6 protein-coding genes are annotated in these 14,259 nt (G+C 59.8%); all 6 read left to right on the forward strand.

The annotated features are described in order from the left end of the window. Positions 1-159: 159 nt before the first annotated feature. From D5261_RS31690 to D5261_RS31715, 6 genes are read left to right on the forward strand one after another with little or no spacing between them, the layout of a single operon-like run. On the forward strand, positions 160-2,499 hold the full coding sequence (locus tag D5261_RS31690) for a discoidin domain-containing protein (RefSeq protein WP_218025601.1): 2,340 nt from the start codon (positions 160-162) through the stop codon (positions 2,497-2,499). A gap of 22 nt (positions 2,500-2,521) precedes the next feature. Continuing rightward, complete coding sequence (locus tag D5261_RS31695; protein ID WP_119321883.1) at positions 2,522-4,042, forward strand: glycoside hydrolase family 43 protein; 1,521 nt, start codon at positions 2,522-2,524, stop codon at positions 4,040-4,042. Positions 4,043-4,089: 47 nt separating this feature from the next. Continuing rightward, positions 4,090-6,894, forward strand: a complete 2,805-nt coding sequence (gene galA / locus D5261_RS31700; RefSeq protein WP_119321772.1) for a beta-galactosidase GalA — start codon at positions 4,090-4,092, stop codon at positions 6,892-6,894. Between the two features lie 29 nt (positions 6,895-6,923). Next, positions 6,924-9,761 carry a beta-galactosidase GalA gene (gene galA, locus D5261_RS31705; protein ID WP_119321773.1) on the forward strand — a complete coding sequence of 946 codons (2,838 nt, stop codon included), beginning with the start codon at positions 6,924-6,926 and terminating at the stop codon, positions 9,759-9,761. Positions 9,762-9,766: 5 nt separating this feature from the next. After that, positions 9,767-12,184 (forward strand): PDZ domain-containing protein, encoded by a 2,418-nt coding sequence (locus tag D5261_RS31710; RefSeq protein ID WP_119321774.1) that lies wholly within the window; start codon positions 9,767-9,769, stop codon positions 12,182-12,184. Further along, entirely contained in the window at positions 12,181-14,241 is a 2,061-nt protein-coding gene (locus tag D5261_RS31715) for a glycoside hydrolase family 97 protein (RefSeq protein ID WP_119321775.1), read from the forward strand. The genes D5261_RS31710 and D5261_RS31715 overlap by 4 nt, the downstream gene beginning before the upstream one ends. Positions 14,242-14,259: the final 18 nt, after the last annotated feature.

The following is a 14,259-nucleotide window of genomic DNA, read 5'->3' on the forward strand; positions in this document are numbered from 1 at the left end:
TCTTGCTTGACATAACCGCCTCAGCCGGGGTTATGTTCTCTCACGATCGGCAAGAGCGCTGCGGTCGCGATTAAACCGTGATCGGACGATTTTTCATTGACACGGGACGTTCTCCGTGTGATTGCTTTCTGAACAAAGATCGAAGGAAGATATCAACGAATGCCTGCCAATATGATATGCCTGTCTCTTCTCTGCGCCGCCGCCATTGTGGGCGGAGGCGCCGGCTTGCGCGCCGCGGCCGCCGATTCGGATGGCGCCGACGCGCCCCCGTACGCGACAACCCAGGTGATCTCCAGTGACGATTCCGACGCCGTCATCACCGAGAAGGCGGCGAAGGTTTTGCCGCGCCCCAATCAGACAGCCTGGATGCGGCTGGAGACGACGTTTTTCCTCCACTACGGCCCCAATACATTCAACAAGGTTGAGTGGGGCAGCGGTCTTGAAGAACCCTCGGATTTCAATCCGACCGCGTTCAACGCCGACCAGTGGTGCCGCGCGATTAAGGACGCCGGCGGCAAAATGATCGTGCTCGTTTGTAAACATCACGATGGACTATGTCTGTGGCCGACTCGTTACACCCAGCATTCCGTCGCCTCCAGTGTCTGGCTTGACGGCAAGGGCGACGTAGTGAAAGCGGTCGCCAAAGCCGCCCAGGCTCACGGTCTCAAGCTGGGCGTTTACCTTTCGCCTGCGGATCTCTACCAGCTAAAGATAAATCCGAAGAATCCTGGCGGATACTACGGAAACGAAAGCGAAAAACTCCCATCGGCGATCCCCACCGATCCAGTCAGCTTCAAGAATAACCCGTCGCAAGGCCGCACGCCGGCAAAGGGCTTCAAGAGTTACACGTACACGGTGGACGACTATAACCGTTACTTCCTGAACCAGCTCTATGAATTGCTGACCGAGTACGGTCCAATCGCCGAAGTCTGGTTCGACGGCGCAAATCCGGACCCCAGCGTCCACGAAACCTACGACTACAATGCTTGGTATGACCTGATCCGCAGCCTGCAGCCGCATGCCGTAATCATGGGCAAAGGCCCGGATGTTCGCTGGGTGGGCAATGAAGGTGGTTACGGACGCACCACGGAATGGAGTGTCATTCCTCTGCCTGTATCGCCCGAAAAATTTACCTGGCCCGACATGTACGGAGATCTTGGCAGCCGCGCCAAACTCACTCCCGGTTCGCACCTCTGGTGGTTTCCCGCGGAAACGAATTTCACCATTCTCGATAACGGCGCGTGGTTCTGGGCGCCAGGCAAGAAACCCAGAAGCGCCTCGGAGTTGGTGGACGTCTATTACCGGTCGATCGGCCGTAACTCAAATCTCATTTTGAACCTTTCTCCGGACAGTCGCGGGCTGATACCGGATGATGAGCTGGCGGCTTTGAGCCAGATGAGCCGCATCGTGAAAACGACCTTTGCGAAGGATCTGGCCGCCGGCGGAAAGGTCGCCGCCGACACAAGCAGCGCCAGCCACGCCCCCTCTTTCGTGTTGGACGGAAATATCGATACCTGGTGGGAAGCCGCGCCAGGACACACCAGCGCCGCGCTGACGCTGGAGCTTCCCAGGGAAATCACATTTGATGTCGTTTCGCTTCAGGAAGCGGTGGATCACCGCAGCCAGAGAATCGAATCGTTCGCCATTGACACGTGGAGCGGTTCCCAGTGGATACCTGCCGAGCATATCGAGTCCGACGAACTGACGACTGTAGGACACAAACGCCTTGTGCGGTTGAAGGCGCCCGTGACAACGAGTCAGGTGCGCATCCGCATTACCGGTTCCCGGATGGAGCCGACCATCGCCGAAATCGGACTCTTTAAACAAACGACCGATATGCTGCCTCCGAAGATTTCCGAACGCGCCTCAAACGGTTCCGTCACTTTGAGCAATGCGAACGGCTCTTCCATCGTTTACACTGTTGATGGAACTGCTCCGACGGCCAAGTCGCCTGTCTATAGCTCACCCATCCCCATGGCGTCCGGTGGTGTCGTGAAAGCCGCGAATTTGCAGCCTCACGGTCAAATTGGCCTGGTGGCGGAAAAGCAATTCGCGGGTTTGATGGCGAATGCGTGGAAGGTCGTTAGCGTGGACAGCGAAGAAACCGCCCACGGTAATAACGCCGCAAGCAATGCGCTGGACGGCAATCCCTCGACATTCTGGCATACACGCTGGGATGGTGATCTGACGTTGCCCCATACCATCACGGTCGACATGGGGACATCGCACCGGATCGCCGGGTTTACGTATCTGCCGCGCCAGGATGGACAGCCCAATGGCGTCGTGGAAAAGTACCGATTTGAAACCAGCACGGACGGAGTCCACTGGGTGACCGCCATCGAATCGGGTATGTTCGCCAATATTCGAAACAATCCGTCACTCCAGCAAGCGACCTTCTCGCCTACTGACGCCCGATTCTTCCGTTTCACATCCCTGCAAACGGTCAACAAGGATGGCTGGACGTGCGCCGCTGAAATCTCCGTGCTGCCGGCCCAGTGAGAAAGAGGCCGTGATGGATACCATGATATACCGCAATCCCGTGCTTCCCGGCTTTCATCCGGACCCCAGCATCTGCCGTGTGGGCAGCGACTACTATCTCGTCACGAGCACGTTCGAGTACTTTCCGGGCGTTCCGATCTTCCACAGTACGGACCTCGTCCACTGGCGGCAGATCGGCTACTGTCTGACTCGCGACAGTCAGCTTCCTCTGAAGTCAGCCGGCAGCTCCGCCGGGATCTATGCGCCCACGATCCGGTGGCGTAACGGCATATTCTATATGGTGGTCACGAATGTCTCGGGGATGGGAAATTTCTACGTCACCGCGAGGAACGCCGAAGGTCCATGGTCAGAACCTGTTGTCATCGATGAAAACGGAACTCCGGTTGAAGGAATCGACCCTTCGCTCTTTTTTGATGATGACGGCGCCGTCTATTTCTCAGGCACGACGGGAACGGCCGCCATCGACATCGAGACGGGAGCGCTGCGGAGCGATCTCAAGCAGATCTGGACCGGCTCTGGCGGACGCTATGCCGAGGCGCCGCATCTCTACAAGATCAACGGCCTGTACTACTGCATGCTCGCCGAAGGCGGAACCGAGCCAGGCCATATGGTGACCATCGCCCGCAGCGGGAGTCCCTGGGGACCTTACGAGCCATGTCCACGCAACCCGATTCTGACACATCGCGACCGGGGCGGGTGTCCCATACAATCGACGGGCCACGCCGACCTCATTGAGGCGCACGACGGCTCATGGTGGGCGGTGTTCCTCGCGACCCGCGTTTCGGCAAAATATCCGAATGTCCACCATCTCGGCCGCGAAACGTTTCTCGCCCCGGTGACCTGGGATTCCGAAGGATGGCCGATCATTGGAAACCAGGGCGTCGTTGACCTTGAGATGCCTGCGCGCGCGTTTATGATTGCCTCGGAACAGGAGCGGAAAGCCACAAGCCGTGATGATTTCGACACGGATACCCTGGCGCTGCCCTGGAACTTCCGCCGCAATCCCGATCCAGATCTCTGGTCGCTATCGGAGCGTCCCGGCAGCCTGACATTGAAATGCTCAGCGGTCACGTTAAATGACGTTGCGCAGCCTGCATTTGTCGGACGCCGCCAGGAGCATTTCCAATGCCGTTTCTCGACGGGTCTCGCATTTGATCCCCAGACGGCTCTGGAAGAGGCCGGGTTAACCGTGATTATGAACGAGGAACATCATTATGAGATATTCGTTCGCGGCGACGGGGGTGGAGGCAGAACGGTCGCCGTTCGCCGGCGGATCGGCGATCTGGTCGCCGTCGTCGCCGAAGAGCCTCTCGGCCATGGCGATGTCATCCTGTCGATCGACGCCGACCCGGAAGAATATCATTTCGGCTGCATGGAGCGGAACGGCAGCCGGAAGACGCTCGCGTCTGGCTCAACGCGGTATCTCTCCACCGAGGTCGCCGGCGGTTTTACCGGCGTCTACCTCGGCATGTACGCGACATCCAACCACCACGAATCGACGGCCGCCGCCCATTTCGACTGGGCGGAATACACATTCGAATAAAGTCACCGGGCAGGACCGGAAAATATCATCCAGGAAAGATTGATCTCATGCTCTCGACACGACTGCGCGCCGATCGCCGATTTTCGCGCTCAATGCTATTCAGTATCGCTTTCGCCGGCGCGCACATGCTGGCGCTCCCCGCGCACGCCCAGCACAACGGCGACCGCCAGCGGCTGCGTATCGACGCGGACTGGCGCTTTAAGCTGATCCCGATGGCAATACTGGAAAAGCAAACCTCGCTCACGGACTGGAGCTGGACCCCGGCCTCGCCAGGTGAGACCGGCGACGCGGCGCTGCCTGACGAGAGCAACCACGCATGGCGGCCGGCGACGCTCGGCCAGGATGTCTTTGACCAGAAGCCGGGTTATGCGTGGTATCGCGCCAAGCTGCCGGCGCTTGCCGGGACTCTGCGCTCACTGCACTTCCGAGGCGTGGATGACAAAGCCATTGTCTACCTGAATGGCAAGCGTATGATGAGCCATGAGGGCTGGGACCAACCCTTTGATGTCCCGCTCGATTCGGCTTGGAACCCAGCCGGAGAGAACAATCTGCTCGTCCTGGTTCAGAACACCGGCGGTCAGGGCTTCATCTGGAAAGATGTCTTCCTCGGTCTCTACCGGGCGCCTCAAGCCATCGGCGATCCGTCTCAGCCCGGCTATGACGACTCCGCATGGCGGCCCGTCCATCTGCCGCACGATTATGTCCTGGAAGGGCAGGTAACACCGACCGCAGACAATGGACATGCCAATCTGGTCCCGGTCAAGTCGTGGTATCGCAAAACATTCACGCTTCCAGTTGCCGACAAAGGCAAGAGCGTGTGGATCGACTTCGACGGGGTTTACCGCGATGCGAAGGTCTACCTGAACGGCCAGCTTGTTGGCGAGCACCCGTGCGGGTACACGAGCTTCCGGTACGACATCTCGCAGGCTGCGCATTACGGCGGCAAGAACGTGCTCGCGGTCCTCGTCGATCCAACCCAATTTGAGGGATGGTGGTACGAAGGCGGCGGCATCTACCGGCACGTCTGGCTGAATGTCGCCAATCGGCTGCACGTGGCGCCGTGGGGAACGTTCGTCACCGCCACTTTGCCCGAGCCCATCCCTGGCCGCGAGCCGGCGCCGGCGACAGTCACCATGCGAACGACCCTCTCCAGCGCCAGCCCGGCCGTCAGGGCGACCCTGGTCTCGACCATCCTGGACGAAGCCGGCCGGGTGGTGGCGAAGAGCACGGATCCTATCCGCGCGCGCTCCGTCACTCAGCGCCTGACCATCACCCGCCCGCGCCTCTGGTCCCCAGACACGCCCACGCTCTACACGGCGCACAGCGCCGTCGTTTTAGGCGACAAGGCGGTGGATACGGTCGATACGTCCTTTGGCGTCCGCACGATTCGGTTCGACGCCAACCACGGCTTCTTCCTGAACGGGCGGCCGCTCAAAATCAAGGGGACCTGTAACCATCAGGACTTCGCCGGCGTCGGCAACGCCGTGCCCGACCGGCTCGAATACTGGCGCGTGAAGAAGCTTAAGGCAATGGGCGGCAACGCCTGGCGCATGTCGCACAATTCGCCGAATCCGGAGCTGCTGGACGCCTGTGACAAACTGGGCATGCTGGTAATGGACGAGAACCGCCACCTTGGCGACGTCGAGACGACGAAGGCGACCTCCGGGACTACCGCGAGCGACTTCACCAATCTCGACAGCATGATCCTGCGCGACCGTAACCACCCAAGCGTCATCCTGTGGTCGCTCTGCAATGAAGAATGGGTCCAGGGCTCCGCGGACGGCGCCAGGCTCTTTTCGGCATTGAAGCGGGAGACACAGCGGCTGGATACGACTCGCCCGATCATGTGCGGCATGAACGGAGGCTTCGGCGCGGGAATCTCGAACGTGGAAGATATCCAGGGCTTCAACTACAATACCGAGGAATATGACAAGTTCCACGCCGCCTACCCCAAACAGCCATGCATCGCGAGCGAATCGGCGAGCACGAACACGACGCGCGGCGTCTACAGCGTCGAACGTGAGAAGGGCTACGCTTCCGCATATGATAAAAATGTGGGAATCTCGATCGCGACGGCTGAGGACGCCTGGCGGCCAATCGCCGAGCGAGAGTATATGGCCGGAGCGTTCGTCTGGACAGGATTCGATTATAAGGGAGAGCCGCAGCCGTTCGGTTGGCCGGCGATCAACTCGAATTTCGGGATCATGGATCTGTGCGGATTCCCGAAGGACAATTACTACTACTATCAGTCCGTTTGGGGTAATCGGCCCATGGCGCACCTGCTGCCGCACTGGACCTGGCCGGGTAAAGAGGGTCAGCCGATCGATGTTTGGGCGTTCAGTACGGGTGCTCGCGTCGAGCTCTTCCTGAACGGGAAGAGCCTGGGTGTGAAGGACACGCCCTTTGTCGGGCATGTCTCCTGGAGCGTCCCCTACACGCCGGGAACCCTAACGGCGAAGGCATACGACAAGGCCGGGAAGCTGATCGCAGCCGACACAGAGGTGACCGCCGGCGCGCCGGCCGCCCTGCGTCTCAGCGCGGACGATACGACGGTCCTTGCCGACGGCGAGGATGTGCTTCCCGTGGCCGTAACCGTCGTCGATGCGCACGGACACTTCACGCCAACGGCGTCGAACCCGGTAACGTTCTCCGTCGCGGGACCTGGGCGGATCGTCGGCGTCGGCAATGGCGATCCGAGCGATCACTCGCCGGACAAGGCCACCCAGCGGCGCGCCTTCAACGGTCACTGCCTGGTCGATGTGAGCGCCCGAGGGCCGGGCAAGATCGTGGTCACGGCCAGCGCGCCCGGCCTTACCCCCGCGACATTCGTCGTGCGCGCCGCCGCGCAATAGCGCTCGAAGGAGTCTGGCCCTTGAAATTCATGCACAGTAGCTGGCGCTGCCGCTCCGCGCAGCAATCGCCGTTGCTATTATTGACGGTGACAATTGCCGGCGCCATGGGAATGGCGATCCCGACAGCGGCGCAGCAGAATGGCGGCCGCCAGCGGCTGAGCCTGGACGCCGGCTGGCGCTTCCGGGCAATCCCGGTCGCGGCACTGGACCAGACGACATCGATTTCGGACTGGACCTGGACCCCGGCGTCCGACAACGAGATCGGCGACGTATCGAAGCTTGACGAAAGCAAGCATCCCTGGCAACCGGCAACGCTCGGCCAGGACGTTTTCCACAACCAGCCTGGCTACGCCTGGTTTCGAACCACGCTGCCTGCGCTTACGGGCAAGGGCCGCACGCTGCACTTCCGGGGCGTGGACGATAACGCGGTCGTGTTCCTGAACGGCAAGCGCCTGGCGAGCCACGAGGGATGGGACGAACCGTTCGACGTTTCTCTGGATTCAGCCTGGGATTCGGCCAGCCCGAACAACGTCCTTGTCCTGGTGAGGAACACCGGCGGGGGCGGCTACATCTGGGACGGCGTCACCCTCGGCAAATACCGGGCGGCGCAGACCGACGGCGATCTATCGCAGCCCCGCTATGACGATTCGCACTGGCGCACCGTAAACGTTCCGCACGATTACGTGATCGAGCAGCCGTTTACGGAAAAGATCGATCCGCAGCACGCATCCCTGCCGACGCCGTCCGCCTGGTATCGGAAGACGATTGTCATTCCAAACAAAGATCGGAACAGGGATTATTGGCTCGACTTCGATGGGATCTATCGCGACCCGCAGATCTATGTGAACGGCAAACGGGTCGGAGGACGCCGGAGCGGCTATCTTCCGATCCATATCGACCTCTCGTCGCTGGCGAAGCCGGGGGAGCGTTTGACGATCGCGGTGCATGTCGATCCCTCAAAGTTCGAGGGCTGGTGGTATGAGGGCGGCGGAATCTACCGCCACGCGTGGCTGACATCCGTGGACCGTCTTCACATCGAGCCGGACGGCGTCTGGGTCGCGCCGAAGGCGGTGGGAAGCGAGGCGAACCCGGATTCGGCCACTGTCGAGACGAGTGTCGCGCTCAAGAACTCTGGCGCCGGCAGCCAGGTATACACAGTCGTCGAACGAGTACTCAGCCCTGGCGGAAAGATGGTCGCTTCGCTCCGGACGAACTCGTCCGAGCCGATCGGCGCGGGAGCGAGAGCGATATCGAAGGTCCGCATCCCACTCCCCCACCCGTTGCTGTGGTCGCTGGAAACGCCGAACCTTTACAAATTGGAGACGTCACTTGAAATCGCCGGCCATCAAGTCGATCGCGTTGTGACGACGTTCGGCGTCCGCACCGTTCGTTTCGACCCGAACAAAGGATTTTTCCTGAATGGGAAATCGATCAAGATCAAAGGCGTCTGCAACCACCAGGATTTCGCGGGAATCGGCGTCGCGCTTCCCGACAATCTCCAATCTTGGCGCGTGAAGAAGATGCAGGCCATGGGCGCCAACGCCTGGCGCATGTCCCACAATCCGCCCAACAACGAGCTGCTGGATGCTTGCGACCGGTTGGGGGTGCTCGTTCTCGACGAAAACCGGCACCTGGGAGATACTTACGTCCCGCACACGTACGCGGAGAACACGACGGCGGACGACCTTACCGATCTGGACGACATGATCGTCCGAGATCGAAATCATCCCTCGATTTTCGCCTGGTCACTCTGCAACGAAGAGCCTCTTCAAGGGACAGACACGGGAGCCGAGTTGTTCAAGAAGATGATCGCGCACGTTCGCCGGCTCGATCCGAGCCGCCTCGTGACCTGCGCGATGAACGCGAGCTGGGGCAAGGGCGTCTCCCTCGTCGAAGACATTCAGGGCTGCAATTACCTGAACGAGAGCTTCGAGAACTTCCACAAGGCTTTTCCCAATCAGCCGATGCTCTTTACGGAGTCGTCAAGCGCCGTTTCGGATCGCGGCGTCTACGAGAATGATAGCGCGCGAGGCTACGTGGGCAACTACACCGACTTCAGCCTTGAGTGGCTCAACTGGGTCCGCCGAACGGAAGACGCCTGGAAGCCGATCGCGGAAAACGACTACCTTTCGGGGGCTTTCGTGTGGACGGGATTCGATTACAAGGGCGAGCCGTCGCCGTATGGCTGGCCGAATATCAGCAGCCACTTCGGCATTCTCGATATGTGCGGGTTCCCCAAGGACGTCTACTACTATTACAAAGCCAACTGGGGGGATGCGCCGGTCGTGCATATTACCCCGCACTGGACCTGGCCCGGACGCGAAGGCAAGCCGATCTCGGTCATCGTATTTTCGAATGAACCCACGGTCGATCTGAGTTTGAACGGCGTCAGCCTGGGACGAAAAGCGTGTCCGCGGAACGGACATGCCGAATGGTCCGTCGTGTACGGGCCGGGAACCCTGACCGCCAAGGCCTACGACGCCAGGGGACAATTGGCCGCCACGGACGAGACGGTGACAGCCGGAAAGCCGTACAAGATCGTACTGCGAACGGATCTGACCAAATTGTCGGCCAACGGCGAGGATGAAAGCGTCATCGAGGCGGCAATTGTCGATGAGAATGGCAAATTCGTCCCTCTGGCCTCCACCAAACTGGAGTTCACGATCTCCGGCGACGCCGGCCTAATTGCCGGGACCGGCAACGGCGATCCGAACGACCACACGCCCGATGCGTCCAATGAGCGCAGCGCCTTCCATGGTCGCGCCGTCGCGATCATTCGCTCGACCGGAACGCGCGGCGAAGTGAGAATCACGGCGCAGGGCGCCGATCTGCAGCCTGCAAGCACCACGATTGGTTTTGACTACTAAAAGTTATGAATAAATCAAGCCTCTTCCGCACAAGTCTCGTCGCCGTCGCGACGGTCGCTTGCATGACGCCGGCGTTCGCCGCGGATTTCTATGTCTCGCCAAACGGCAGCGACGACGCGCCCGGCACGCTGGTAAAGCCCTTCGCCACTCTGGCGCGGGCGCAGAAAGCGGCGCATTCAGTCGCGGGAAAGAAACCCATCACCATCAATCTGAGGGCCGGTACATATTACCTGCCCGCTCCGCTTGTTCTGACAAGCGCGGATTCCGGCGCGAGTGGCGCGCCGGTAACCTACCAGGCGTACAAAGGGGAACAGGTCGTCGTGAGCGGAGGGCGGCTCCTGCATCCCTCTTGGGAGCCGTACCGCAACGGGATCATGAAAGCGTCAGTCCCTGCGGACTGCGCCACGGATCAGCTCTTTGTCAATGGGCGGCGCCGCATACTCGCCCGCTACCCGAACTACGATCCCAATCAGCGCATCCTCGGAGGCTATTCGGCGGACACCATCAGCTCGGAGCGCGCCAAACGGTGGGCCGATCCAACCGGTGGCGTCATTCACGCGATGCAGGCGATGGAATGGGGAGACCTCCGGTACTGGATCACCGGCAAGGACGCGGGCGGCAATGTCACCTACGAAGGCGGGTGGCAGAACAATCGCCAAATTGGGATGCATCCCGAACAGCGCTATGTGGAGAACATCTTCGAGGAGCTGGATGCGCCGGACGAGTGGTTCCTCAATACGAAGTCCCACACTCTGTATTACTATCCGCCGGCTGGGCTCGATCTGAGCAAGGCGATCGTTGAAACGGTCCGGCTGCGATCGCTGGTCGAGATGCGCGGGGATGCCGCGCATCCCGTGCGCTTTGTCCGGTTCAAGGGAATCACCTTCCGCCATACGGCGGCGACATTTCAGGACAACAAGGAGCCTCTGGTGCGGTCGGACTGGACGATCTACCGTGGCGGCGCGCTCTTCTTCTCGGGTACGGAAAACTGCCTTGTCGAGAACTGCAACATCGAGCAGGTCGGCGGCAATGCGGTGTTTGTCAACAACTACAACCGCCGCCTGACGGTCCGTGGGTGCGATATTCCCGACGCCGGCTCCAACGGAGTCGCCTTTGTCGGCTCTCCTGAGGCCGTGCGCAGTCCGTTGTTCGAGTACGGCCAACGTCACGCCCTGTCTGAGATCGACCTCGCCGCCGGTCCCCGCACAAACAACTATCCGGCCGACTGCCTGGTTGAAGATTGCCTGATCTGCCGCTCTGGACGCGTCGAAAAACAGACGGCGCCAGTCGAGATCGATTTGGCTGCGAGAATTACGGTGCGGCGCTGTTCGATCTACGACGTTCCGCGCGCCGGGATCAACATCGGCGACGGGTGCTGGGGCGGGCATGTGATCGAGTTCTGCGACATTTTCGACACCGTCAAAGAAACGGGAGACCACGGCTCGTTCAATTCCTGGGGGCGCGACCGCTACTGGGGACTCACCGGCGTCGATCTGAACAATGACGCCGACTGGAACGCGCATCAGAACCTGCCGTTTCTCGACGCGGTTGAACCGATCACCCTTCGAAACTCGCGTTGGCGATGTGATCACGGCTGGGATATCGATCTTGACGACGGTTCCTCGAACTACCATATCTACAACAACCTGTGCTTGAATGGCGGGATCAAGAACCGCGAGGGCTACGGGCGGCTCGTTGAAAACAACATCATCGTCAACAACACGCTCCACCCGCACGTCTGGTTCGCACATAGCGGGGATATCTTCAGGCGCAACATCGTCTTCGTCGACGCCTACCGGCCGGCGGGAATGCCGTCCGACCGTCCCTGGGGCGCGCAGATGGATGAGAATCTGGTGGATCAGCCCGGCCTTATCGAGCCGCATCCCGCTCAAGGGCTCGCGGCGATGTCCCATCGCGACGCCGCCTCTATCGTCGCGGACGCGCGCTTCGTCAACCCGGCCGGCGGAGACTTTCGGGTCTCAAGCGATTCTCCGGCCCTGGCCCTGGGTTTCAAGAACTTTCCAATGGATCAGTTCGGCGTCGTCAGTCCGCGCCTCAAGGCGATCGCCCGGACGCCGGAAATACCGGCGATCGTCGGGCAAGCGAGGGGCGGCGATGCCCAGGCGCCCGCAGCCAGCTCGGGCATTGCATTTGGCGCGCGCGTGCGCAATATCTTGGGCCTGGGAGATCGCTCCGTCTATGGCTTACCCGGCGAAAGCGGCGTGCTGATATTGGACACGCCAGTGGGCAGCGCCGCGCAGAAGTTCGGCCTGGCTCCAAGCGATGTGATCATCGCCGCCGACAATCATGCCGTGCATACGATCACGGATCTGCTTAAGATCTGCGATCTTAAGCAGGGCAAGACGCTGCATTTGACTGTTATCCGCCAGCAGAGGAAAGCCGATGTGGATATTGCCATGTGAGCGGCGTATCCGCCGGCAGATCGTCGGCCAATATCGTCCAAGAGAGCGACAATCACCATCCGAATCGACGACTAATAATTCTCAGCAAAGGCGCCGTTTACCGAACAAGCACAATGAAAAAACTCCTTTTATGTCTCTCATTACTTCTCATCAGCAGCATGGCGAAAGCCGCCGAAATGCGCGTGATGTCGCCAGATGGAAAAATCACGTTCATCGTCTCTAATGAGGCAGGATTACGGTATCGCGTTCAAGTTGACGGCAAATTGGTCGTGACAGATTCACGATTGGGATTGCAGTTCAAGAATGCGGAGCTGGGAGCAGACACCCTGATTGTCTCCATGCAGAAACTACAGCACAAGGGGACCTGGGAGAATCCCTTTGGCAAGAGCCGCGTGGTGTCCGATCATTGGAATCAAGCTCGGTTCACCTTGCAGGAAAAAGGGACCAACCGCCAATTTGGGCTGATCGTGCGGGCATATAACGATGGAGTGGCGTTTCGCTATGATTTGCCTCTCGCTTCCGGGTTGGGCAACTTCGTTCTGACTAAGGAACTGACCGAGTTTTGCTTCGCGGACGATGATCGCAGCTGGCTGGGCAATGAATCGTCTTGTGCGGAGTGCCAGTATCCAGCGACCAAATTGAGCAAGATCCCCATGACAACTCCTGACCAGTGGCGTCGCGGGCAGCCGTACTGGGGAGTTCTGCCGCTTGTGACTCAGACGCCCAGCTGCACTGTCGCCGTGGCCGAATCAGATTTGCTCGATTGGGCTGGGATGTTCCTTTCGGGAACGGGCGGTACGGGTGTTACGGCTTCGCTTGCGTCGCGCACTGACGGGAACGGCTTGGTGGTTTCCAGCGTCCCTCGCCAAAGTCCCTGGCGGGTGTTAATGATCGGCCGTAAGAGCGCGGATCTGCTGAACTCGAATTTCGTGGCGACGCTCGCCACTCCCAATGAATTGGGCGATGTTTCCTGGGTTAAGCCTGGCGTGAGCTCCTGGGACCCTTGGTGGACCGGGGTCAACCCGCACTTGCCGCAATACACAGGATTAGATGCGCGCGGTGACACCGCCGCGGACAAAGAATATATTGACTTTGCGTCGGAAATGGGTTGGTCGTATCAGTTGGTGGATTGGCGCTGGTATCAAGATGACCTCACTCAGCCGCTGCCCCACATCAACATTCCCGAACTGGTAAGCTATGCGGGCAACAAGGGCATTCGGCTGTTTTTGTGGATGCACTCGAATGATGTGACGCGCGAGGGCTTCGACAAGGTGTTTTCAAAGGCGGCTAGCTGGGGATTTGCCGGCGTCAAAATCGATTTTATGAACAGCGACAGCCAGGAAACGGTGCAATGGTATGTCGCGGCCCTCAAAGCGGCCGCCAAATATCAGCTGATGGTTGATTTTCACGGCGCTTATAAACCCACTGGCTTGTCTCGCACTTATCCGAACCTGATCACTCAGGAGGGAGTGCTGGGCAACGAATACAATAAACTTGGCTACCTTTGCACCCCGGAACACACGGTGACTTTGCCCTTCACACGGGGGCTTCTGGGGCCGATGGATTTCACGCCGGGCGGTTTCCTCAATCGCAGCCCGTCTGATTTCAAAGTCACATTTCCTGCGGAGGTGATGGGCACGCGCGCGCGCCAGTTGGCGATGACGGTAATTTATCAGAGTCCCTTGCTCGTGATGTGTGATAGTCCGGCCAATTACTCCCACCAACCCGGCGTCGAATTTCTGCGGGCATTGCCAACCGCGTGGGATGAAACCGTCATTCTGGGCGGAGACATCGGCCAATATGTCGCCGTGGCGCGGCGATCGGGAAATCGTTGGTATTTGACCGCGATGAACGGCGATACAATGAGCCATATTACGCTGCCTCTGAATTTTCTCGGCAAGGGTAAATGGCGTCTCGATAGCTTCGCCGACTCCTTGGAAGCGAACGCTCAGGCCACTGCAATCAATGAGATAACCACCCCCGTGAATTCCAAGATGCTCCTGCCCGTTACGCTGCTGCCCGCAGGAGGATATGCAGCGATTTTGAGCAAAAAGTAAAGACGTAAGCGAGATGAT

Source organism: Capsulimonas corticalis (genome assembly GCF_003574315.2).
Lineage (GTDB): Bacteria > Armatimonadota > Armatimonadia > Armatimonadales > Capsulimonadaceae > Capsulimonas > Capsulimonas corticalis.